Source organism: Curtobacterium sp. MCBD17_028, from assembly GCF_003234875.1.
In the GTDB taxonomy this organism is placed as follows: Bacteria; Actinomycetota; Actinomycetes; order Actinomycetales; family Microbacteriaceae; genus Curtobacterium.
The window spans coordinates 26,277-46,564 of the sequence record NZ_QKTQ01000015.1; the positions used below are offsets into that span (position 1 = coordinate 26,277).

Sequence of the window (20,288 nt, forward strand, 5' to 3'; positions counted from 1 at the left end):
TCACGCTGCCTCCGTTCCGTCGAGGGCCACCGCACCGTGCGGCGACCATGTCCTGTCCCTCAGGCGCGCGAACTGGCCCTGCCAGATCAGCGACACCTCGCCCAGCTCCCCGTGCCGGTTCTTCCCCACCGACACGGTCAGGTCGTGCGGCCTCGCCCGGTCGTACGAGAGCAGCAGCACCACGTCCGCGTCCTGCTCGATCGACCCGGACTCGCGCAGGTCCGACAGGATCGGCACCCGCGACTTCCGACCCTCCACGAGGCGATTCAGCTGCGACAGCGCGATCACCGGCACCCCGAGCTGCTTCGCGAGCTTCTTCAGCGCCCGCGACACCGCGCCGACGAACTCCTGCCGGGACTGCTGCTGCGTCGCACCCTCCATCAACTGCAAGTAGTCGATGACAACGCCGGCGAGCTTCCCGCGGCGCGACACCGTCCGCACGAACGACCGGATCTCCGCGAGCGTCGTCGAGCGGTCGTCGATGAAGATCGGCGCGCCCTGCATCGCGCGACGCGCGATCGCCACCCGGTTCCACTGCTCGTCGTTCAGCGTGTGGTTCCGCAGCGACTTCATGTGGACCTCGCCGAACTGCGACAGCAGCCGCAACTGCAGCTCGTCCTCCGACATCTCGAGCGAGACGTACACGACCATCCCGTGCGTCGCGAGCCGCGTCGCGAGGTTCATCCCGAGGATCGTCTTCCCCTCGCCGGGCCGGGCGCCGACGATGACGAGGTTCCCCGCCGCGAGGCCGCCGATCACCCGGTCCAGCGACTCGAAGCCCGTGGACACGTACTCCGGCCGCTCCTGCAGCCGGTCGATGGTCGCCGCGATCGTCTCCCCGACGGCGTGCACCTGCACGCGGGTGTTCTTCGCGACGTCCTCGAGCTCCTGCTGCGCCGTGTCGACCAGCTGCATCGGGTCGCCCTCGGTCGCGGTCCCCATCTGCGTGATCCGCACGCCGGCCTCCCGCAGACGTCGGCGGATCGCCTTCTGCCGCACGATGTCCGCGTGGTACTCGACCGACGCGGCCGCCGCAAGCATCGTCGCCGTCGACGTCAGCTCGAACAGGTACGGGGCGCCACCTGCCCGGGCGATCGCACCCGTCTGCTCGAGCTCATTGATCACCGCGAGGGTGTCCGTCGGCTCCCCACGCTGCGCGAGCGCCACGACCGCCTTCGCGATCGCCTCGTGCCGCGGCTGGTAGAAGTCGCCCGGCTGCAGCACCTCGAGCGCCGACCAGATCGCGTCCTTGTCGAGCAGCATCGCGCCGACGACGGACTGCTCCGCCATGACGTCAGCCTGCTGATCCTCCACGACGGATCACCTCCGCCCGCCACGCCTCGTCGCCCTCGTGCGCGTCCCACTCCGCGACCGTGATCCCGTGCTCGGCGCACCACGCGGCCTTCTGCTCCGCCAGGACCTCGTCCGTGACGTTCGCTGCCCGCGTCGTCGGCTTCCACCCACGGTCGACGTTCCACCCGTGCTGACGACGCATCCACGTCTGCCAAGTCAGCCGCCAGTTCACCTTCACCGCGTCCCGGCCGGCCTTCGACCCCCAGTGCTCCCGGAAGATCTCCGTCTCCGCGACGACGTCGACCGACGGCGCGTTGACCTTCGCCCACTGCCGCATCACGTCGTCCACGGCGAAGCTCTCGGGGAGGCGTGAGCCGCGCTTGCGCGGCCCCTCTAGTTCCTCTGGCTCTAGTTCCACTGGCTCTGGTTTGTGTGCGGTCTCGCGCACCACCCCTCGTGCGCTCTGCCGCACTACCGGTGGTGCGCTCTGCCGCACCACCCTGTGCGGCGCTTGCGTCCTCACGTGGTACCCGTTCGAGTCCTGATCGCCCGCGTGCGTCCACCGCTCGAACGTGCTGACTGCGCTCGCCTGCACGAGCTCCTGCACGATCGGATCGATCGACTGCGGCCGCGAGAACCCCATCCGCGTCGCCAGCGTCCGCCGCGACGGATGCGCCTCCCCGGTCGCGTTGTCCGCGTATCGGCGCAGGATCGCGTACAGCTTCACCGCGTTACCGGAGACGCCGCTGTCGAGCACCCACTCGGGCACGATCGCGAAGTACGCGTCCGCGGTCACATCGGCTGCCATCAGCTCTCCTCCTCTCGTTCGTCCATCTCGCCCGCCTCGATGCGGGTCCTCATGCCCTCGGCCATCGCCGCCACCAGCAGGCTCTGGTGGCCCTGCCACCTCGCGAGGTGCGCCAGCACTGCGTCCCTGCTCAGCGCAGCCATCACTGGCCGTCTTCACACGCGCACGGCTTCTCGAGCCAGCACTCGGTGCACACCTCGACGCCCGGTCGTGAGTCCCACTTGCCGGCGGGACAGGTCTCGTGCGTCCACACCCGCTTCCCGTCCAGCACCTTCGGGACGATGGGGTCTCCGACGACGATCGGGGCGAGGCAGTCACGGCAGGTGCCGCCGTCGAACTGCGCGATGACCGCCATCAGGACCACACCTCCACGGCCGGCCCGACCGGTATCACGTCGCCGTCGTCCGTCAGCAGCGCCAACCCGTGCACCGCGTGCCGTACCTCGACGTCCTCGGGATCCTGGTGGCCGCTGATCTTGATCCCGCGCGCCACCGCCACCTGCTGCCACTCCGGGTCCGACTCGATCAGCCCGTTCAGGTCGCTCTCGAGCCACACCAGGTTCGACAGCCGGTCCAACGACCCCCGGCCGCCCATGCCCCGGTTCGCGCGATGCTGTGGCACGAGCGTGTCGCTCTCGTTCCCCGTCCACGCGGACCGGCGACCGTCACGCTGCTCGAGCGCGATCAGCAGCGCCTTCGGAGTGAGCGAGCTCATGCTGCGACCGTCTCCGCGTGGATGACCTGCCGTTCGACGTCGGACAGCTCGTACCCCCACGACGCCAGCAGCTCGAGGTACGGCTTCGTCTCACCGAAGTGGCCCTGCCAGCCCTTCCGGTCGAACTCACGCGCACCCTCGAGCGACCCGACCGCCAGCGCCAACGCCACCTGCGGCGCACGAGTCGGGTGCTCGGTCAGGTACGCCTCGACGTCGTACTTCCCGAGACCGCCCGACGACCGCTCGGTGCGAAGCAGCGTGAGCACCATCGACCATGGGTAGCCCTGCATCGACGACGCGAGCGACCGCCGAACGGAGAGCAGCTCCCAGCCCTTCGGAAGCGTCCGTCGCTGCAGCAGCTCCTGCAGCCACGCCACACGCACACCCGTCGCCGTCGACCATGCCTTCGTCGACTCGCGACTGCGGCGGCGCTCCTCCTTCGCGGCCGAGATCTCCTCCGGCGTCTCCGGCTTCGGGGCGGAGCTCGTCGGCACCTCCCGGGCGAACAACCCGCGGTCCTTCCAGCCCGAGACGCCATACTCGACCGACGGCTCCCGACCGTCACTTGCCGTCCACTTGAGAACGACCCACGCTCGCAGCCCGTCGCCCGCCAGCCGCACCAGCTCCTCGTGCTCGACCTCGTCGAGTCGCTGGGTCATCGCCTCATCGAGGTACAGCCGACTGGCGGGACGGATTCGTGCGTCGTCCCAGTCGGGGTGCTGAATCACCTTCACGCCCTGCGCCTCGACCTCCGCGGCCAGCGCAGCGGACGCCCGACGCTCGCGCTCCTGCGCCACGGCGTACGAGCTCGCACCCATGCGGATGATGCGGTCCTGCGCGGCCCGGTCGCCCTCGAACTCAGCGATGGCGATCGCCGCGTCGAACGACAGCTGGTGCTCGCGCATCGCGACGAGCGCCTGCTCGGACCCGCCGACCGCGAGAGCGCCGTCGACGGCCTTCCGCTTCGTGCCCGTGCGCTTGGCGATCGCCGCAGCGCTCACCCCGAGCTGCTCGAGCTCCTTCATCGCGAGCACCTGCTCGACCTCGTCCAGCTGCTCACGGTGATCGTTCACCACCACCTGGTCGACGATCCGCGCCGCGTCCTCGAGCGGCGCGACGACGAACACCGGCACCTCCGCCACGCCGGCTTCCAGCGCCGCCAGCGTCCGCCGCTGCCCGTCGACCACGCGGAGCCCGTCCTCGGCCTCCTGCGCCGTGATCGGCACCAGCACCCCATGCAGCTTCACCGACGCGACGAACTCCTTCGTCACCTTCGTGTTCGACCGGACGTTCGCCGCCACGATCAGCGTCGCCGGGTCCACCCGCACGACCGTTCCCTCGTTGCTCATGACCTCTCCTGCTTGCTCTCGTGCGCCGCGACCTCGCGACGCAGGTGATTGATCTCGATCCGGATGGTGCGCAGTGCTCGCTCACCGATCTGAGCGATGGCGCGTTGCAGCTCGAGGGCCTCCGCGAGCGTCCGTACTGCATCGTCGAGAACCTGTTTCCCGCGCGGCCGCGGCTCCTCGTCCTCAGCCACCGGCGGGGCCTCGACGACCTCGACGGCAGGCATGACTGGCTGCGCATCAGCGGGTTGCACCGGAGCGTCGGCCTCGCGACGTTCCTGCTCCTGCGCCTTCCGGCGCAGGCGGTACTCGCGCTGGTAGTCGCGATACGCCTGAACGCAGGAGCGCCCGTCGTCGCCCTTCGGACACGCCTGGGGGTCGCGGCAGCCGCGCTGGTAGCCGTTCGTCGTGCCGTGCTTCCCAATCGGTACGACGGGCCCTCCCTCGACGAGGTGCAGCTCGCGACCCTCGGTCGTTCGCTTCTCGGCGAGCAGATCCACAGCCGACGGCGCTGCTTCGTCCGGCCACTGCTGCAGCTCTGGCGCCACCGGAGTCGGCGCGGGCGGCTTTGGCCGCGAGCGGGGCTTCGGCTTCGCGACGACTGTCTCCTCGGGCGACGGATCCGGGCTGAGGGCTGCCAGTTCCCGGTCTGCGTCAACGGCTTTCCGGTACGCCCAGTCCGACGCGTACCGCTGGTTCGCCTGCACACACGTCTGACCCCGCTCGAGCCGACCCGGGCAAGCGCCGCTCGAGCGGCATCCCGCGCGGTACCCAGCCGTCGTCCCATGCGGCGGGAAGTCGTCGGCGTACAGGTCGTGGCCGCTCACGCTGCCTGCCCCCGCCGCCAGCGCGTCTCGTCACCTTGCTCGCGAAGCGCCCGTCGGCAGTCGCGGCACGGCGCGTCGGACTTCACCCGCTCCGCACCAGGCGCGAAGTCGACACCGCACCGCCAGCACCGCGCGGAACGCTCCGTGTTCGGCCGCACCGGACGCGACGAGCCCGCGATCACGATCGCACCTCGACCCGCACCGACGAGTCCACTGTCAGCGACCGCGCCCGACCAAGCGCCTCGGCCGGCTCGAACAGGAACGACGTGATCGTGCGACCCGTCGCGCCACCCTCGTGCGCCACGGACAGCACGCGGCCCGTGAACGCCTCGTCCAGACCAGCAGGCGGCACCGCCACCGTCTTCCCGACCACGCTCGACCCGAGCGACCCAGCCGCCACCTTCGGCCGCGGCTCCGCGCCGCACAGCGTGCAGAACTGCATGCCCGGGCCCGTCGAGTACACCGGCGTCACCTTCGCGCCCGCGGTGCGGTCGCAGCCCCGAACGTGCACGACGTCGCCGCGACGCACCAGCATCGTGTCGCTCACGCTCGCACCCCCAACGACTCCCGCAGGGCGCGCACCCAACACGTCCGAGCATCCGCACGCTCCTTCGCGTCACGCCATGACTGCTCGGCACGTTCGAGCTCCTGAGCCGCCTTGTCCTGCTTCAGGAGCGCGTACTCGTCGACCGGTAGCGGCCGCTGCTCGTCGAGGTAGCTGGTCGAGCAGTCGAACTTGATCGACGTCGTCAGCTGCTCCACCATGAAGTCGCGCATCCCCTCGTGCTCCGACGTCGGCGGCGTCCACCCACGCACCTGCGCGAGCATCTGCTCGTACCGGATCCGGCGCTCCCCGGCGGCCTGGATCGCCGTCCGAACGTGCTCGTTGTGCTCGGCGACCTCCGCGTCCTGTGCAGCAGACCAGTCCTCCGGCGACCGATGCTTCAGCGCCACAACGAGCTCGACTGCCTCGTCCAGCCGCCGGCGCTCGTACTCCGACACCTCGAAGCACTCCGGGATCAGTGCGTTCGGCTCATCGCGGAGCTCCACCAGCGCGCCGAACGCCCGTGCGCACTTCATCGCGAACTGCTCGAACGTCTGCTTGTCGCCCTTGTAGAGCGCCTCCGTGTACCCAGTGGGCATCGTCTTCTCCTACCTCTGCTCCGGAACGTGCCCGTGAGCCTGGAACTGATCCGCCGCGCGCTGATCCGCGCGATCGGTGCGGTGGTTGTCGCCCGCCGCCGCGAACGTGTCGAGCAGCTTCCGCAGCCACTGCTCCCGCTTCTCCGCCACCAGCAGCTCGAGCAGCAGCCGGTGACCCTCGTCCGAGCCCTCCGCCATCTGCTGCGCCAGCGTCCGAGACGTCTTGTTCGCCGCGACCTCGCGGACCGTGGTCGACGCGACGTGGTGCTCGTACTTCGCCTTCGCGGTCGCGTACCCCTCGCCGGCCTCCCGCAGGAACTGCGCGACCTCGAACCGCATCGCGATCAGCTGCGCCCCGTACGAGCCCGTCAGCGTCCGACCGACCGCCTCCGCGAGAGCCCGGTGCAGTGCGTCGGTCGGGTCGGGCCGGTGGATGCCGACCGTCTCGAGCACCGCCGCGATCCGCGGGTTCAGCACCGGACGCTCGATCACCTCGCCCGTGCCGGCATCCACCGCGCTCACCGGTCGTATCCGCTCTCGGGCTCCGCCTCGGCCTCGTCCACGCCGTCGAGCGCCATCGGGCCGCCCTCGGACTGCGGCACCTCGGCCGTGGCCCAGCTCGTCGTCGCCTCGGGCGCCTGCTGCTCGGCCCACTGCGGCTCCGGCTCCGGCTCACGTGCCTGCGCCGCCGTCACCGCCGCACGCATCCGCTCCCGGATCTCGGGCGACTTCTCGTGCGGCGGGATCTGCCGCCACAGCGCGTTCGCGCCCTCCTGCGTCGCCACCTGGTCCGCCTCGGCGATCCAGTTCCGGCCGGACCCCTGCGGACGCTGCGCGCGGGGAGCGGCCGCTGACTGCTCGCCGTCCTCCGACTCCCGCACCGTGTCCGAGTGCGTCCGAGCTCCCATCGCGGCACCCTGCTCGATCCCGAGCCGCGACCACATCGCGTCGACTGTCCAGCCCTTCACGTCCTGCGGACCCTCGAGCGGCATGTGCGCCGACCGGACGCCCGTGAGCAGGTACTTCCCGCGCTCGCGCATCTCGACGACCCAGTCGACGTCGAACGGCAGCGACTTGTGCCCCTGCACCTTCCACGTGCGCTCCGTCGTCGGCTGCCCACCGTCCATCACCGCGACCTCGTCGAGACGCGCCGTCACCAGCACGGGCCCGTCGTGGGACCGCAGGACGTCCATGACGTCCTTCCACTGCTGCGCGGCCACGTTCCACAGGTCCATCGAGATCGTGTAGTCGTTGTTCGCGTTCTTCCGGCCCTTCGCCCGCCGGTTCGCCGCGACCTGCGCGTTGTCCGTGATCAGGTTCCACAGCCGTGTCCCCGAGTCGACGACGATCAGGTTCGGCCGGTCACCGCGCGGCTCCGCGACCGCGTCCCGGACGGCGCCGAGGATGCCCCGGTACGACCCGTCGTGCAGCACGATCTCGAAGTCCGCGCCCGGCACGACGCCGTACTCGTCCGGGTCGTTCTCACCGATCCCGATCCACAGCGTCCGAGCGACGAGACGCGACGCTGACGCCTGAGCGCACGCCCACGACTTCCCCGTCTTCTCCTTGCCCGCGAGCAGCCCGATCGGCCACGACGGGAGTCCCGTCGGCTTGCGTGTCTGCAGCGCCATCTACTTCGTCTCCTTCGTGCCCTTCGCCGCGGTGACCCGCAGCGCTGCCTTCTTCACCACGACCTGCTCCACGCCCGCCTGCACGACGAACTCCGCCTCGTGCGCGTCCACGAGCAGCTGCTCACGCGCCAGCGCCTCCTGCGCCTGCTCGACGTCGTGCTGCGCCTGCTCGAGCCGCTCGTACAGGCCCGCCGGCGCCGCCGCCTTCGCGCGCACCTGGTCCAACTCGAACGTCGGCTTCGACTCGACGACCGCCGGGGTGAACGACACCCGCGCCAGCGCCGACTCCTGCACCACCGGCTCACCGGCGTCGAGCAGGTCGAACATCGCTCGGTACGCCGGCTCCTTCAGCGCCTTCGCCTCCTTCTCGAGCTCGAGGCCGCGGAGGTAGTTCACGGCGAGCGTGTCCAGCTCCTCGTCGATCACCGGCCCCTCGCCAGCACGCGCCGCCGCCAGCGCCGCGTCGAGGCGCTCGAGGAAGTGATCAGCGAGCACGACGAGCTCGCCGAACATCTCGTGGTCGAAGTCGATCCACGCCGACGGGACGTACAGGTCCAGCGGCTCCGGCTCCTCGAACTGCCCACCACGCGGCAGCCAGTCGCCGTCGTGCTGCTCCCACGCGTACAGCGACCGCTCCGCGCCCAGCACGCCCATGACCCACTGCTGCTGGTACTCGTAGCCCTTCTTGCGGTAGGCCGCCGTGCCGGGCGCGATGTCGACGCCCGACGTCTTGATCTCCGCTACCTCGAGCGCGCCGTCCTCACGGACGCGGACGCCGTCCGGGGATGCCAGGTGCCGCGCGTCGTCGCGCGATCGGAACACACGCGCCTCCGGCAGCATCCCGAACTCGTCGAGCAGCTGCTGCGCGATGATCGGCTCCCGCGTCTTCCCCCACTGGGTGTAGCGGTTCCCGACGAACGTCGCCGCCGCGGCCGCCTCACGCGCCTCCGGCGTCGGCGCCAGGAGCAGCGCCAGCTTCTCCCGGATGAGGTCCTCCGCCGACCGACCGCCGAGGCCCTTCGCCCGCAGGTACAGGTCCCGGACCTCCGTCGCCGTGACGCCCTGCGCACGCTCGAACAGCCACTGCGTGCGATCCGTGTCCGGTGCGCCGGCGCGGGCCTCGAGCCACGCGGGCAGCGCCGCCGTCGCCGCGCTCACTCGTCGTCCCCGAACGGATCGCCGTCCTCGGCCGCCGCGCCGTCGACGTCGCCGAAGTCGAGCTTCGCCTCGCCCGTCCGCGTCTGGTACGCCGACTCGAGCAGCGCCCGCGCCGTGTCCGCGGCCGCGCCCGACAGGGGCTCGATGTGCCGGAACTTCACCGTCGCCGACCAGTCCTGCTTGTCGTCGACGAACTTCAGCCCGTGCCGGTCGATGATCACGATCGCGACGAGCGGCTCCGGCGTGCGCTCGCCGAGCAGCTCCGCCTCGTGATCGATGAGCCCGTTGTTCTGCTCCGCCGGCACCTGGCCGGAGATGCTGATCTTGCTCACGCTGTTGCTCCTTCTCGTTGAGGCCACCGCACTGCGCGCATGACCTGTTGCTGTTCACGGCTCGCGTCCCCGTCGACCGGGTGCCCGAGCCACCGCGCGCCCATCGCCCCGAGGGCGAGAGCGTCCGCGACGTTGTCGTCCGGGATCGCGACTCCCGGGTGCCGGTCCCGCATCGCTGCGAGCACCTCCGGCTTCTTCGCGTTGCCGTTGCCGGTCGCGTACTTCGCCCGCTGCTTCGGCGACACCTTCACGACGTCGCAGCCGAGCTCCGCGAGCGTCCCGGCGACGAGCCACCGGTGTGCACCGCGCTCGTCCTGCGCGCCGAACTTCGACCCGTACGACGCCCACTCCACGAGGACCAAGCACGGCGCCGGCACGAGACGCACGACGCGCGCCGCCGCCGTCCGGATCCGCCGCCACTCCTCGAGCACGCCGCTCGTCGTGCTCGTCTGCACTCGACGGGCGTCGATATGGCCGGTGGGCGAGATGTACGTCACGCCCGAGCAAGCGAGGGACAGGTCGAGCCCGACGACGGCCGTCACGACCGGCACCGGAGGAAGATGAACGTCCACCGCAGCGGCACGAGCCCCACCTGCTTGCACACCGCACATCCCTGCGGCCGCTGCACGTTCGCGACCTCAGCGCCGTGCTCGTCACACACCATCGCGACGGCACCGCACCGGTTGCAGCGGATCGCCCACTCCGACGGCTTCGCGCAGCGCTCGACGATGCCGCCCGGCCGCTGCGTCCGCTTGTCGCACTGCGGGTAGTCCGCGAGCGCGATCTGCAGGTTCGCGGGCAGCTCCACCGCGCTCACCGCCGGCCGTCCGGCGTCGTCGCCATCCGCACCACCGCGACCAGCCACAGCACCACGATCAGGAACCCCGCGCCGCCCCCTCGCGGCGCCCCTACGAGCACCGCGACGAGCGCGATGACCGCGACGGCCGTGAACCACGGCACGCCACGCAGCAGCACCCGCGACGCCTCCGACGGCTCGGACCGCGCCGCCCGCGACGGCAGCAGCACCACCATCGAATCGACCGGCACCGACGACAACGCCACGGGGCCCGCGCCCTCGCTGTCGCGGTGGAAGATCGTCACCCACGCGGTGTCGTAGCTGACCTCGACGACGAGACGCGTCGCGCGGTCCTCGTTGTGCTCAAGGATGACGAGGTCGCCCTCGGCGAGCGCGGTCGCCGAGATCATCTGCCCGGTCATCGGCCGATTCCGGTCTGAGAGAGCGCGAGGCCGAGGACGCCAGCGATCGCGAGGATCAGCGGTCCGACGGCTCGGATGCGGTCGCTCAGACGTGTTTTCGGGCGCACTGAGCTCTTGATGTTCTGCTTCATGGTGTCGTTGCCCCTAGATGTGAGGGAGAGAACCCGGCGGCGTTCGGGAGCCGCGCGCGGTGGGGGAGGGTCAGGCGGAGCGGCGCTCTACCTGGGTGTCGATGAAGGCGTCCAGGTCCTCGACCCGGAACTTCACGAGCCGGCCGACCTTCACGGCCTGCGGGCCCTTCCGGTCGGTGCGCCAGTCGTAGATGGTCGAAGGCCGAACGCCGAGGTACTCGGCGGCCTGCTCGAGACTCAGCAGTGCAGCCATCACGCCACCGCCCGCTCGACGGGGCGCGGAGCCAAGAACGCCGAGACCGGCACCTGCAGCGCCGCCGCGATCGTTGCCAGCTCGCCCAGGCCGATCTCCTGCTCACCGTTGAAGCGTCGGAGCGCGGCCCGGTAGCCGACATGGAGGATGCGGGAGAGGTCCGCGGCCGTCATCCGGTTCGCAGCGAGCTCCGCCCGAACGTTGGACGCAACCTGCTCGCGCAGAGGCACTTTGTGCCCTGAAGGAGTCACGTTCTGTTCCATGGCAGACAGTGTGCGCGTCTAGACACGCATACGCAAGCACCTTGACGCGCGGAGTGTCGTCTGGACACGCAAACGCGCTTCTAGGTAGACAGTTAGTGTCCGGAACCAGTACAGTCCTCGCGTGGCACGACACCAGGCACCTGAGCCGAACGAGTTCGCCAAGCTGGTCTCCGCAGCGATCCGCCGTGAGATGGGCAACCATCGGATGTCCGGACGAGAGCTCGCACGCCAGCTCGGCAAGTCCGAGGGCTACGTGCGCGAGCGCGTGAAGGACACCTACGAGTGGTCCCTCAACGACATCGAGGACTTCTGCGAGCTCATCGGCATGCAGCCGGACGTGTTCGTGGCGCGCATCGAAGCTGACGAGGCATTCCGCGCGCGCTTCGACGGAGCCAGCAATGTCACACCTCTGCGTCAAAGTGACAGCTCGTCGGCGATCACCCTGGACGCCGACGAAGCGATCGCAGCATCCGACCGCCCCGACTACCAATCGGAGCAGGAGCGCGAGCAGGATCGGCCTTGAGAGGGGGCTCGTGGACGTGTTCCGCCTGATCGAGTCGCTGGGGGTGCGACTCGAGTACAGCACCGAACTCCCGCCCGGCCGCCTGGGTGTCTACTACGACGACCAGCGCCTCATCGTCATCCGCCCTGACCTCACCCTTGCGCTCGAGGCGGAGACGCTCTGCCACGAGTACGTGCACGCGAAGCACCGCGACCGCTCGTGCCACCCCGCCCTCGAACACCGAGCACAGCGAGAGGCAGCACGCATGCTCATCCACCCCGACGACTACGCACGCGCCGAGCGCATCAGCGCCAGTCCCCTCGCGATCGCGCAGGAGCTCGGTGTCACGCTCCACTGCGTGAAGGTGTTCCAGCAGGCGATCCTCGCCGGCGAACTCCGGATTAGTGAGGTGGCCTGATGCCGCGACCACCGCTCGTCCTCGGCACCTGGGGGAAGATCAGCCGCACCAAGCGCGGTGCCACTTGGGTGGCGTCCGCGCGGTTCCGGGACTTCGACGGCGTCACTCGGAAGGTCGAGCGCCAGGGCGCTAGCGGTCGGCAGGCCGAGGACGCGCTGGTCGAGCACCTGAGGGACCGGACCCGCATGCACGGCGGCGAACTCACCGGTGACAGCCGGGTCCGCGACCTCGCCGAGCAGTGGGCATCGGCGCTTGAGCAGCGGCAGCTGGCCGAGTCCACCCTCGAGGCCTACCGGCGCTCTCTGCGCGTGCACATCCTCCCGGCGCTCGGTGACGTCCGGATCCGTGAGTGCACAGTCCCACTCGTCGACCGGTTCCTCGCCGCCGTCCGCGCCACCAACGGCGACGCCGCCGCCAAACGAGCCCGCGTCGTGCTGACCGGGGCGATGTCCCTCGCCGTCCGGCATGGCGCCGCCCCCACGAACCCCGTCCGGGAGACCGAGACCGTCCGCGCCGCACGGCAGGACATTCTCGTCGTCGACATGGAGGACGTGCCCCTCATGCGCAAGCGAGTGGCCGAGTGGGACCGCGGCACCGACAAGGGCGGGCGAGGCCGCGTCACTGACCTCGCCGACATCGTCGACATGTTCCTCGCCACCGGCGCCCGCACGGGCGAAGTCCTCGCGCTCCGCTGGACAGACCTCGACCTCGGAGCCGATCTGCCCACGGTCACGATCCGCTCCACCGTCGTCCAGATCACCGGCCAAGGACTGCGCCGGCAGGAGCGGCCGAAGAGCGACTCATCGCACCGAACCCTGGGACTGCCGTCGTTCGCCGTGGCGATGCTGCTGCGACGACGCACCGAGTCCCAGGGGGAGTGGGTGTTCCCATCCTCAACGGGAACTCTTCGCGCGCCGAACAACATGCGCAGGCAGTGGCGGGACTTCCGCGAGCACTGGGACTACCCAACCTGGATCACCCCGAAGACGTTCCGAAAAGCCGTCGCGACGGTACTGGACCGAGAGGACGGCATCGACGTCGCGGCCGCTCAGCTAGGGCACTCGAGCAACGCCGTCACGAAGAAGCACTACGCCGCGAAAGCCAAGGTCGGGCCCGACGTTCGGACGATCCTCGATCGGTTCGCGGAAGCAGTGGAATCCGGGATGTAGCCACCGGTTACCCGGCGGTTTGCTCCCGATATCCACCGAGATAGACCAACGCTGGCCCAACCTCGGAAAGAGCAATCCGCACGCTGGTCGGGACTTTCCGAGATAGCCCGAGATCACCCGAACTATCAGCCCTCAACAGTGGGTTCTGGGTTCAAGTCCCAGGGGGCGCACCACCAGCCCCGGACCTCCCGGCATCAGCCGCAGGTTCGGGGCTTCGTCGTTGCCAGGCGCGGCCGTCGTCCCCCTCGATCGGGGGCGTCGTCCGGCAACCGCGGCGCTCGCGGGTCGCGCCGAGGACGACCTGGACTCGGTGTAGCGTGCGTACCTCCGGGCGGGAGCAGGGGGGGTGACGGGTGGGAACAGCGGACGAGGACGTGTCCGACCTCATCGCGGCGTTCACCTCCGTACAGCGGGCGAACGCCGCGCTCATGCGGCAGCTGAGCCTCCTCGCGGGCGTGCACGAGAACGCGCTGCGGGCGCTCGTGCTCATCGACGACACGGCCCGGTCCACGCCGACCGAGGTCGCCGGGTTCCTCGAGCTGACCTCCGGTGCGGTCACGAGCATGCTCGACCGACTCGTGGCGGGCGGGTTCATCAAGCGGATCCCGAACCCGGCCGACCGGCGCGGGTCCCTGCTGACGCTCGAACCCGCGGGTCAGGCCGTCGTCGCGCAGATCCGGCGCCGCTACGAGGGGGTCATGCGGGCCGTCGACGCCGAGCACCGGGCCGGGCTGTACCTCGTGCTGAACGACCTCGCGACCGGGCTGCTCGAGCAGGCGCAGGGCGTCGTGTCCGACGCGGCCGCCGCGGGCGGAGACGGGACGTAGTCCCGGGACCGGCGGCGACCGCGGCGTGCGGCACGGTGCCGCGGCGTCAACGTCGGTCGAGCTCGGACGACCGCGCCCGGTACTCCGTCGCGTCGATCTCGCCGCGCGCGAACCGGTCCGCGAGGACGGCCCGGGCGTCGGAGCGAGCGCGCCACGGCCCGCGGCGGAGGACCCCGAACACGAGGGCGAGCACGACGAGGGTCGCGAGGAACACGACGGCGAACGGGGCCATGGGCGGGCCGCCGTGCCAGGACGGTGCGGCGGCGAGTGCGGTGAGTGCGGGTGTCATGGTGACCTCCTCGGTCGGTGGCTGGGCGTCGCTGGTGCGACCGGTCCAGGCTCCTGCTCCGCGGTCGTCCTGTCGTCCGCTCGGGGGACGCTCCTGGACGTGCTCCCGACGGCAGTACCCAAGGTCGTTCCTCCACACGCATCACGCCGGAGGGAGGAGTCCACGGACACCTCCCCGGGCGGACGACGGCGCCCCGGTCGGCACCTAGGCTTCCGGGCATGAGGAGACCCACCGAGACCGGGCGGCGGCGGTTCGCGCGCGTCGGCAGGGTGCTCCCGGTGGCGGCACTGCAACTCGTCGGCACCCTCGTCCTGTCGCGCTGGACCGGGCCGACGCCCGGCACCGTGCCTGCTCATCCGGGACCGCCGTGGGGGCCGGGAACGGGGGAGGCCGTCGTGGCGGCACCCGGTCCGCTCGCGATCGCGATGCTCGTCGCTGCGGTGGTCGTCCTGCCGTTCCGGTGGCGTTGGCCGGTCGTCGTCCTCGGCGTGACGCTGGCGACGACCCTCGGCTACGCGGTCCTCGTGAGCCCGCGGGGTCCCTTCGTCGCGGCCCTCACCATGGCGGCGGTGAACGCGTGGCTGTCGGGTCGTCGACGTTCCGCGTCCGCGGCGGTGGCGATCGGCGCGTTCGCGCTCCCGTGGGTGGACCTCGCGACCGGGCGTTCGTCCGTCCTGCCCTGGGGGACGGTCACCGTCATGCTCGCGTGGGGTGGGCTCACGATCGCGCTCAGCGAGCTCGCTCGCGTCCGCGTGCTCCGCGCGGCCGAGGCCCGCCGCGCACGCGCGGAAGCGGTCCGGCGGCGCGCCGAGGACGAACGCGTCCGCATCGCTCGCGAGCTGCACGACTCGGTGGCGCACAACATGTCGCTGATCAACCTGCAGGCCGGGGTGGCGCTGCACCTCGGCGCCGACCTGCCGGACCCGACCCGGGCCGCGTTGACGAGCATCCGCGACGCCAGCCACGAGGCCCTCGTGGAGCTCCGCGCGGTGCTCGGGGTCCTCCGCAGGGTGGACGATCCGGACGCGGGAACGAACAGCGGCGGCGCAGGTGCGGCGACCGGGAGTGGGATCGAGGCGACCGGGGACGGGGGCGTCGTGGTGCCCGAACGGTCCCCGGTGCCCGGCCTCGATCGACTCCGGGATCTCGTCCTGCGCGCGGAGGCGGCCGGACTCGACGTCACGCTCGACGTCGACGGCGACCTCGGCGCCGTCGACCGCATCGTGGATCGGACGGCGTTCCGCATCGTGCAGGAGTCGGTGACGAACGTCATGAAGCACGCGCCGTGGAATCGTGTCGCGGTGGTCGTCGGCGCGTCTGCGGAAGTCCTCGACGTCACCGTGGAGGACCTGCCCGACGCGCGCGGGCGGAGGGGCACTGCTGCACAGCCGGACCCGGCCGCGTCGGCCGCGTCGGCCGCGTCCTCCGCGTCGGCCTCGGTGGACGCCCCGCAGGACACCCTCGACCGCGCCCAGGCCGACCTCGGTCCGTCGGGCAACGGCATCATCGGCATGCGGGAGCGGGTGGCTGCGGTCGGCGGCGTGCTCGAAGCCGGCCCGGTCACCGGTGGCGGATGGCGGGTGCACGCGCGGCTCCCGACCACCGGCACGACCACGACCACGACCACGACCACGACCACGGGCACGGGCACGGACATCTCGGACCGACGGACCGCTGCCCTCGAGCGAGGACAGGAGGCACACCGTGGATGACGCCAGCGAGGCGGCACCGCTCCGGTTGGTGATCGCGGACGACCAGGCACTCGTCCGCGGCGGACTGCGGGCGCTCGTCGAGTCCGAGCCCGACATGACCGTCGTCGCCGAGGCCGCCGACGGCGAGGACGCCGTGCGTGCCGCCGTGGAACACCACCCCGACGTCGTGCTCATGGACATCCGCATGCCCCGCGTCGACGGACTCGTGGCGACGCGGCGCATCGGTGCCGACCCGGCGCTCCGTGACGTGCGCGTCGTGGTCCTCACGACCTTCGAGGAGGACGCCTTCGTGTTCGAGGCGATCCGAGGCGGAGCGGCCGGGTTCCTGGTCAAGGACACCGAGCCGGCCGAGCTCCTCCGCGCGATCCGGACGGTGGTCGCGGGTGACTCGTTGCTCTCGCCGGGGGCGACCCGGTCCCTCGTCGCCGCCTTCGCCACGCACGCCACCCCGGCGGAACTGACCCCTGCACTCGACCGGTTGACCGACCGGGAGCGCGAGGTCATGCGCTGGGTCGCCGGGGGACTGTCGAACAGCGAGATCGCACAACGCCTGTTCATCAGCCCTGCGACGACGAAGTCACACGTGAGCCGGGCGATGGTGAAGCTCCGCGCACGGGACCGGGCGCAGCTCGTCGTGTTCGCCTACGAGACGGGCCTCGTCGCACCCGGCTGGTCCGGCTCCTGACCGCGTGGCCCCCAGCGCGGATCGGTAGGGTCGACCAGGCCGACGAACCGGAGGTGGTCGATGACGTCCTGGGTGGAGCACGCCCTCTGGTGGCACGTGTACCCGTTGGGGTTCGTCGGTGCCGACATCCGTCCGCCGGAGGCCCCCGCGCCGTCGGCACGGGAACGCCCGGTCGAGCACCGGCTCGGCCGACTCGAGGCGTGGCTCGACCACGTCGTCGACCTCGGGCTGAACGGCATCGCGCTGGGACCGGTGTTCGCGTCGTCGACGCACGGCTACGACACGCTCGACCACTTCCGGGTGGACCCGCGGCTCGGGGACGAGGACGACCTCCTCCGTCTCGTCGCCACGGCGCACGACCGCGGCGTCCGGGTGCTGCTCGACGGGGTGTTCAACCACGTGGGGCGCGCGCATCCGGCGTTCCGAGCGCTCGAGGAGGACGGACCCGCGGCCCCGACCGCCGGACTGTTCCGCGTGCGCTGGGACGGGTGGCGTCCCGGTGACCGCGTCGACGCGGACGTGTTCGAGGGACACGACCAACTCGTCGCCCTCGACCACGGCTCCTCGGCGACCGTCGACCTGGTCGTCGACGTCATGACCCACTGGCTCGACCGCGGCGTGGACGGCTGGCGCCTCGACGCCGCGTACGCCGTGCCGCCCGCGTTCTGGGCGGCGGTGTTGCCCCGCGTGCGAGAGCGGCACCCGGACGCTTGGTTCTCGGGTGAGGTGATCCACGGTGACGCCGCTGCCGTCGTGCGGGCCTCGACCATGGACTCGGTCACCCAGTACGAGCTGTGGCAGGGCATCTGGCACGGCATCGCGGACGGCAACTGCCACGAGCTCGCACACGCGATCCGCCGGCACGACGCGCTCCTGTCGACGTTCGTCCCGAGCACGTTCGTCGGTAACCACGACGTGACGCGCATCACCTCCGCGGTCGGTCCGCGGCACCTGCCGCACGCCCTCGCGGTCCTGTTCACGGTGGCCGGCGTGCCGAGTGTGTACGCGGGCGACGAGTACGCCTTCCGCGGCGTCAAGGAGGCCCGGGTCGGCGGCGACGACGCCGTGCGCCCGGCGTTCCCACCCGTGCCACCGGCTCCGGCCGACCTCGATCCGGAGGGCCGGGACGCGTTCCGCACGCACCAGGCGCTCGTCGCCGTGCGGCGTCGCCACCCGTGGCTGCACCGCGCGCACACGGACATCGTGCACCTCGAGAACACGGCGATCGTGCTCCGGACGGCGATCGGCACGGACGCGGTCGTCACCGCGCTCAACATCGGCGACGAGGCGGTGTCGCTGCCCGCTGCCGGGTCGACCACGGTCGAGGCGGGGGCGGGCGAGGTCGACCACGGTCGCGTCCGACTGGCGGCCTCCGGTTGGGCGGTGCTCGGCGGGTGACCGCTCGTCGCGTCTCCGGGCGAGCCTGCATGGCCGCCGTGCTCGTCGTGGCCGGCTGGGTGGTCGCCCCGTCCGTGGCGTCCGCCGCGCCGTCGGACCGACCCGCGTCGGCCGCCATCGGGAGGCTCGGTGTCGGGAGGCTCGGTGTCGGGAGGCTCGGCGTCGGGGGGCTCGGTGTCGGGAGGCTCGCCGTCGCGGCACCCGCGTCCACCGCGACGCGTTCGTCCCCGCCGGTCCGGCCGTTCCCGACCCGCGGGCGCCCGGACTACCAGCTCGGCGGCGCCTACCGTCCGCCCGCCGGCGTCACGATCGTCGAACGGGACAGCACCGCGCATCCGGCACCGGGCACGTACGGGATCTGCTACGTCAACGGGTTCCAGACCCAGCCCCAGGACACCGCGTGGTGGCGGCGCGAGCACCCGAGGGACCTCCTCCGGACCGCATCGGGGAAACCGGTCAGCGATCCCGGGTGGCCGGACGAGGTCCTCCTGGACACCGGGACCGCGGCGCACCGTCGAGACGTCGTCCGGGTCCTGTCCCGCACCGTGGACCGCTGTGCACGTCGTGGGTTCGACGCCGTCGAGTTCGACAACCTCGACTCGTGGACGCGCTCGCGCGGGCGCCTCAGCCGCGCTGACGCCCTCGCCACCGCCGCGCTCCTGGTCGACGTGGCGCACCGGGACGGCCTCGCCGCGGGGCAGAAGAACGCGCCGGGCCTCGGCACGCGGGGGCGGGACGTCGCGGGCTTCGACTTCGCCGTCGCCGAGGAGTGCGTGCGCTACGACGAGTGCCGTGCGTACACCCGCGTGTACGGCGGACGGGTGATCGACGTCGAGTACAGCGACGCGCTCCGCACGACGTTCGCCGCCGCCTGCCGTTCCGCGTCGCGGCCGCGCATGACGATCCTCCGCGATCGTGACCTCGTCACGCCCTCGCACGCGGCGTACCGGTACCGGCGCTGCCTCGTCGCCGGCTCGTGAGAGCATCGTCGCGCCCCCGCCCGCCGACAGGAAGCCGCTCCGTGCCCCGCTCCGACACCACCGCCACCGCCCTCGTGATCGGAGCCGGGATCGCCGGCGCCGCCACCGCGTTCGCCCTGGCGCGCCGTGGGGTGGCCGTGACGGTCGTCGACGACGGCGCGACCGGGCAGGCGACCGCGGCGAGTGCGGGGATCCTGCAGCCCTGGTCGTCCGCGGTCGACGGGCCGTTCCTCGACCTCTACGCGGCGGGCGCCGCGTTCTACCCGGACCTGCTCGCGCAGCTCGCCGGCGTCGGCGTGACCCGGACCGACCACCGTCGGAGCGGTGCGCTCGTCGTCAACGCCGACCCGGCCCTCCTGGACGCCGCGGAGGCCCGGGTCCGGTCGCGGGCGGCCGTCGCCGGGTCGGTCGTCGGCGCGGTGGAGCGCATCACGAACGTCGAGGCTCGACGACGCTTCCCTCCGCTCGCCGCGGGACTCGACGCGCTCTTCATCGAGGGCGGCGGACGCGTGGACGGCCGCACGCTCCGTGATGCGCTCCTCCTGGCGGCCGAGCGCCTCGGCGCGGTGCGGCGGGGCGGCCACGTCCGGTCGGTGCGCGTCGTGCAGGGCCGGCCGCTGGTCGACGTCGACGGCGCGGACACGACGGCGGACGTCGTCGTGGTCGCCGCGGGCGCGTGGTCACGGGACCTCCTCGCATCCACGGGTGCCGCCGTCCCGGTCGCACCGCAGCGCGGTCAGATCACGCACCTCCGCGTCGAGGGCGTCGACACGTCCGCCTGGCCCTCCGTCCACCCGTTGTCGCACCACTACCTCGTGGCGTTCGACGACTCGCGCGTCGCCGTCGGCGCGACCCGGGAGACCGGCAGCGGGTTCGACCCACGCGTCACCGCGGCCGGGCAGCTCCAGGTCCTGCAGGACGCGCTGGCGGTCGCGCCGGGACTCGCGGACGCGACGCTCATCGAGACGCGGGTCGGGCTGCGGCCCCTGCCCGACGACACCATGCCGGTCGTCGGTGCGCTGCCGGGTGCGCCGGGCGTCGTCGTCGCGACGGGGTACGGCGCGGCCGGACTGACGATGGGCCCGCTGCTGGGTGACGCCGTGGCCCGGTGGGTGCTGGGGGAACCGGCACCCGAGCTCGAGCACACCGCGCCCGGACGCGCTGGCGTCCCTGGCACCGACGCGCGCTGAT

General features: G+C 71.7%; 29 protein-coding genes. 9 read left to right on the forward strand and 20 right to left on the reverse strand.

What is annotated here, in order from left to right; genetic code table 11:
- From DEI86_RS13620 to DEI86_RS13695, 19 genes are all read right to left on the reverse strand, one after another.
- A complete protein-coding gene (locus DEI86_RS13620; RefSeq protein WP_146244943.1) occupies nucleotides 1-1,290 on the reverse strand; it encodes a replicative DNA helicase in 1,290 nt (429 codons plus the stop codon).
- Nucleotides 1,291-1,294: 4 nt separating this feature from the next.
- Nucleotides 1,295-2,101: a helix-turn-helix domain-containing protein gene (locus tag DEI86_RS13625; protein WP_111049885.1), complete on the reverse strand. Its 807-nt coding sequence runs from the start codon at nucleotides 2,099-2,101 to the stop codon at nucleotides 1,295-1,297.
- A complete protein-coding gene (locus DEI86_RS16615; RefSeq protein ID WP_181439786.1) occupies nucleotides 2,101-2,244 on the reverse strand; it encodes a hypothetical protein in 144 nt (47 codons plus the stop codon). Before DEI86_RS16615 ends, DEI86_RS13625 begins: the two co-directional genes overlap by 1 nt.
- Nucleotides 2,244-2,456 carry a hypothetical protein gene (locus DEI86_RS13630; RefSeq protein WP_146244944.1) on the reverse strand — a complete coding sequence of 71 codons (213 nt, stop codon included), beginning with the start codon at nucleotides 2,454-2,456 and terminating at the stop codon, nucleotides 2,244-2,246. Before DEI86_RS13630 ends, DEI86_RS16615 begins: the two co-directional genes overlap by 1 nt.
- Complete coding sequence (locus tag DEI86_RS13635) at nucleotides 2,456-2,815, reverse strand: hypothetical protein (protein ID WP_111049887.1); 360 nt, start codon at nucleotides 2,813-2,815, stop codon at nucleotides 2,456-2,458. Before DEI86_RS13635 ends, DEI86_RS13630 begins: the two co-directional genes overlap by 1 nt.
- On the reverse strand, nucleotides 2,812-4,164 hold the full coding sequence (locus DEI86_RS13640; RefSeq protein ID WP_111049888.1) for a ParB/RepB/Spo0J family partition protein: 1,353 nt from the start codon (nucleotides 4,162-4,164) through the stop codon (nucleotides 2,812-2,814). Before DEI86_RS13640 ends, DEI86_RS13635 begins: the two co-directional genes overlap by 4 nt.
- Nucleotides 4,161-4,868 (reverse strand): hypothetical protein, encoded by a 708-nt coding sequence (locus tag DEI86_RS13645; protein ID WP_146244945.1) that lies wholly within the window; start codon nucleotides 4,866-4,868, stop codon nucleotides 4,161-4,163. The genes DEI86_RS13640 and DEI86_RS13645 overlap by 4 nt, the downstream gene beginning before the upstream one ends.
- 298 nt (nucleotides 4,869-5,166) lie before the next feature.
- Nucleotides 5,167-5,535 carry a hypothetical protein gene (locus tag DEI86_RS13650; protein ID WP_111049890.1) on the reverse strand — a complete coding sequence of 123 codons (369 nt, stop codon included), beginning with the start codon at nucleotides 5,533-5,535 and terminating at the stop codon, nucleotides 5,167-5,169.
- Nucleotides 5,532-6,131, reverse strand: coding sequence for a hypothetical protein (locus DEI86_RS13655; RefSeq protein ID WP_111049891.1), 600 nt, complete (start codon nucleotides 6,129-6,131; stop codon nucleotides 5,532-5,534). Before DEI86_RS13655 ends, DEI86_RS13650 begins: the two co-directional genes overlap by 4 nt.
- 9 nt (nucleotides 6,132-6,140) lie before the next feature.
- On the reverse strand, nucleotides 6,141-6,653 hold the full coding sequence (locus tag DEI86_RS13660; RefSeq protein WP_111049892.1) for a hypothetical protein: 513 nt from the start codon (nucleotides 6,651-6,653) through the stop codon (nucleotides 6,141-6,143).
- On the reverse strand, nucleotides 6,650-7,762 hold the full coding sequence (locus DEI86_RS13665) for a hypothetical protein (RefSeq protein ID WP_111049893.1): 1,113 nt from the start codon (nucleotides 7,760-7,762) through the stop codon (nucleotides 6,650-6,652). Before DEI86_RS13665 ends, DEI86_RS13660 begins: the two co-directional genes overlap by 4 nt.
- Nucleotides 7,763-8,920, reverse strand: coding sequence for a YqaJ viral recombinase family protein (locus tag DEI86_RS13670; protein WP_181439787.1), 1,158 nt, complete (start codon nucleotides 8,918-8,920; stop codon nucleotides 7,763-7,765).
- Nucleotides 8,917-9,252, reverse strand: coding sequence for a hypothetical protein (locus tag DEI86_RS16620; protein WP_181439788.1), 336 nt, complete (start codon nucleotides 9,250-9,252; stop codon nucleotides 8,917-8,919). Before DEI86_RS16620 ends, DEI86_RS13670 begins: the two co-directional genes overlap by 4 nt.
- The gene (locus tag DEI86_RS13675; RefSeq protein WP_146244946.1) at nucleotides 9,249-9,794 is read right to left on the reverse strand and encodes a crossover junction endodeoxyribonuclease RuvC; all 546 of its coding nucleotides are present in this window, start codon (nucleotides 9,792-9,794) and stop codon (nucleotides 9,249-9,251) included. The genes DEI86_RS16620 and DEI86_RS13675 overlap by 4 nt, the downstream gene beginning before the upstream one ends.
- Complete coding sequence (locus DEI86_RS13680) at nucleotides 9,791-10,069, reverse strand: hypothetical protein (protein WP_111049896.1); 279 nt, start codon at nucleotides 10,067-10,069, stop codon at nucleotides 9,791-9,793. The genes DEI86_RS13675 and DEI86_RS13680 overlap by 4 nt, the downstream gene beginning before the upstream one ends.
- A complete protein-coding gene (locus DEI86_RS16625; RefSeq protein WP_111049897.1) occupies nucleotides 10,066-10,470 on the reverse strand; it encodes a hypothetical protein in 405 nt (134 codons plus the stop codon). Before DEI86_RS16625 ends, DEI86_RS13680 begins: the two co-directional genes overlap by 4 nt.
- A complete protein-coding gene (locus DEI86_RS16930; RefSeq protein ID WP_258376556.1) occupies nucleotides 10,467-10,601 on the reverse strand; it encodes a hypothetical protein in 135 nt (44 codons plus the stop codon). The genes DEI86_RS16625 and DEI86_RS16930 overlap by 4 nt, the downstream gene beginning before the upstream one ends.
- A 70-nt stretch (nucleotides 10,602-10,671) precedes the next feature.
- A complete protein-coding gene (locus tag DEI86_RS13690) occupies nucleotides 10,672-10,854 on the reverse strand; it encodes an AlpA family transcriptional regulator (protein ID WP_111049898.1) in 183 nt (60 codons plus the stop codon).
- Nucleotides 10,854-11,117, reverse strand: coding sequence for a helix-turn-helix domain-containing protein (locus DEI86_RS13695; protein ID WP_146244949.1), 264 nt, complete (start codon nucleotides 11,115-11,117; stop codon nucleotides 10,854-10,856). The genes DEI86_RS13690 and DEI86_RS13695 overlap by 1 nt, the downstream gene beginning before the upstream one ends.
- 121 nt (nucleotides 11,118-11,238) lie before the next feature.
- Here DEI86_RS13695 and DEI86_RS13700 point away from each other — a divergent pair, with 121 nt between their 5' ends.
- The 4 genes from DEI86_RS13700 to DEI86_RS13715 all read left to right on the forward strand — a co-directional run bounded on the left by DEI86_RS13700 (nucleotide 11,239) and on the right by DEI86_RS13715 (nucleotide 14,033).
- A complete protein-coding gene (locus tag DEI86_RS13700) occupies nucleotides 11,239-11,640 on the forward strand; it encodes a helix-turn-helix transcriptional regulator (RefSeq protein ID WP_111049900.1) in 402 nt (133 codons plus the stop codon).
- Nucleotides 11,641-11,650: 10 nt separating this feature from the next.
- Nucleotides 11,651-12,037 (forward strand): hypothetical protein, encoded by a 387-nt coding sequence (locus DEI86_RS13705; RefSeq protein WP_111049901.1) that lies wholly within the window; start codon nucleotides 11,651-11,653, stop codon nucleotides 12,035-12,037.
- On the forward strand, nucleotides 12,037-13,206 hold the full coding sequence (xerC, locus tag DEI86_RS13710) for a tyrosine recombinase XerC (RefSeq protein WP_111049902.1): 1,170 nt from the start codon (nucleotides 12,037-12,039) through the stop codon (nucleotides 13,204-13,206). The genes DEI86_RS13705 and xerC overlap by 1 nt, the downstream gene beginning before the upstream one ends.
- 374 nt (nucleotides 13,207-13,580) lie before the next feature.
- Nucleotides 13,581-14,033: a MarR family winged helix-turn-helix transcriptional regulator gene (locus DEI86_RS13715; RefSeq protein WP_111009566.1), complete on the forward strand. Its 453-nt coding sequence runs from the start codon at nucleotides 13,581-13,583 to the stop codon at nucleotides 14,031-14,033.
- 46 nt (nucleotides 14,034-14,079) lie between these two features.
- On the opposite strand, the gene DEI86_RS13720 is transcribed toward DEI86_RS13715, so the two are convergent.
- Nucleotides 14,080-14,322: an SHOCT domain-containing protein gene (locus DEI86_RS13720; RefSeq protein ID WP_111049903.1), complete on the reverse strand. Its 243-nt coding sequence runs from the start codon at nucleotides 14,320-14,322 to the stop codon at nucleotides 14,080-14,082.
- Nucleotides 14,323-14,540: 218 nt separating this feature from the next.
- On the opposite strand from DEI86_RS13720, the gene DEI86_RS13725 reads away from it, so the two are divergent.
- Genes DEI86_RS13725 through DEI86_RS13745 form a run of 5 tightly spaced genes read left to right on the forward strand, consistent with a single transcriptional unit; the run spans nucleotide 14,541 to nucleotide 20,287 of the window.
- The gene (locus DEI86_RS13725; protein WP_111049904.1) at nucleotides 14,541-16,034 is read left to right on the forward strand and encodes a sensor histidine kinase; all 1,494 of its coding nucleotides are present in this window, start codon (nucleotides 14,541-14,543) and stop codon (nucleotides 16,032-16,034) included.
- Nucleotides 16,027-16,719, forward strand: a complete 693-nt coding sequence (locus DEI86_RS13730; RefSeq protein ID WP_258376557.1) for a response regulator transcription factor — start codon at nucleotides 16,027-16,029, stop codon at nucleotides 16,717-16,719. The genes DEI86_RS13725 and DEI86_RS13730 overlap by 8 nt, the downstream gene beginning before the upstream one ends.
- A 60-nt stretch (nucleotides 16,720-16,779) precedes the next feature.
- Nucleotides 16,780-18,117, forward strand: coding sequence for an alpha-amylase family protein (locus DEI86_RS13735; protein ID WP_111013442.1), 1,338 nt, complete (start codon nucleotides 16,780-16,782; stop codon nucleotides 18,115-18,117).
- 29 nt (nucleotides 18,118-18,146) lie between these two features.
- Nucleotides 18,147-19,097 carry an endo alpha-1,4 polygalactosaminidase gene (locus DEI86_RS13740; protein WP_111049905.1) on the forward strand — a complete coding sequence of 317 codons (951 nt, stop codon included), beginning with the start codon at nucleotides 18,147-18,149 and terminating at the stop codon, nucleotides 19,095-19,097.
- A gap of 41 nt (nucleotides 19,098-19,138) precedes the next feature.
- Nucleotides 19,139-20,287 (forward strand): FAD-binding oxidoreductase, encoded by a 1,149-nt coding sequence (locus DEI86_RS13745; protein ID WP_111049906.1) that lies wholly within the window; start codon nucleotides 19,139-19,141, stop codon nucleotides 20,285-20,287.
- Nucleotide 20,288 lies beyond the last annotated feature (1 nt).

What these genes read in the sequence shown, in the direction of transcription:
- DEI86_RS13620 (WP_146244943.1), bottom strand. Translation starts at nt 1,290, where the DNA reads ATGGCGGAGCAGTCCGTCGTCGGCGCGATGCTGCTCGACAAGGACGCG.
- DEI86_RS13625 (WP_111049885.1), bottom strand. Translation starts at nt 2,101, where the DNA reads ATGGCAGCCGATGTGACCGCGGACGCGTACTTCGCGATCGTGCCCGAG.
- DEI86_RS16615 (WP_181439786.1), bottom strand. Translation starts at nt 2,244, where the DNA reads ATGGCTGCGCTGAGCAGGGACGCAGTGCTGGCGCACCTCGCGAGGTGG.
- DEI86_RS13630 (WP_146244944.1), bottom strand. Translation starts at nt 2,456, where the DNA reads ATGGCGGTCATCGCGCAGTTCGACGGCGGCACCTGCCGTGACTGCCTC.
- DEI86_RS13635 (WP_111049887.1), bottom strand. Translation starts at nt 2,815, where the DNA reads ATGAGCTCGCTCACTCCGAAGGCGCTGCTGATCGCGCTCGAGCAGCGT.
- DEI86_RS13640 (WP_111049888.1), bottom strand. Translation starts at nt 4,164, where the DNA reads ATGAGCAACGAGGGAACGGTCGTGCGGGTGGACCCGGCGACGCTGATC.
- DEI86_RS13655 (WP_111049891.1), bottom strand. Translation starts at nt 6,131, where the DNA reads ATGCCCACTGGGTACACGGAGGCGCTCTACAAGGGCGACAAGCAGACG.
- DEI86_RS13665 (WP_111049893.1), bottom strand. Translation starts at nt 7,762, where the DNA reads ATGGCGCTGCAGACACGCAAGCCGACGGGACTCCCGTCGTGGCCGATC.
- DEI86_RS16625 (WP_111049897.1), bottom strand. Translation starts at nt 10,470, where the DNA reads ATGACCGGGCAGATGATCTCGGCGACCGCGCTCGCCGAGGGCGACCTC.
- DEI86_RS16930 (WP_258376556.1), bottom strand. Translation starts at nt 10,601, where the DNA reads ATGAAGCAGAACATCAAGAGCTCAGTGCGCCCGAAAACACGTCTGAGC.
- DEI86_RS13690 (WP_111049898.1), bottom strand. Translation starts at nt 10,854, where the DNA reads ATGGCTGCACTGCTGAGTCTCGAGCAGGCCGCCGAGTACCTCGGCGTT.
- DEI86_RS13695 (WP_146244949.1), bottom strand. Translation starts at nt 11,117, where the DNA reads ATGGAACAGAACGTGACTCCTTCAGGGCACAAAGTGCCTCTGCGCGAG.
- xerC (WP_111049902.1), top strand. Translation starts at nt 12,037, where the DNA reads ATGCCGCGACCACCGCTCGTCCTCGGCACCTGGGGGAAGATCAGCCGC.
- DEI86_RS13720 (WP_111049903.1), bottom strand. Translation starts at nt 14,322, where the DNA reads ATGACACCCGCACTCACCGCACTCGCCGCCGCACCGTCCTGGCACGGC.
- DEI86_RS13725 (WP_111049904.1), top strand. Translation starts at nt 14,541, where the DNA reads ATGAGGAGACCCACCGAGACCGGGCGGCGGCGGTTCGCGCGCGTCGGC.
- DEI86_RS13735 (WP_111013442.1), top strand. Translation starts at nt 16,780, where the DNA reads ATGACGTCCTGGGTGGAGCACGCCCTCTGGTGGCACGTGTACCCGTTG.
- DEI86_RS13740 (WP_111049905.1), top strand. Translation starts at nt 18,147, where the DNA reads ATGGCCGCCGTGCTCGTCGTGGCCGGCTGGGTGGTCGCCCCGTCCGTG.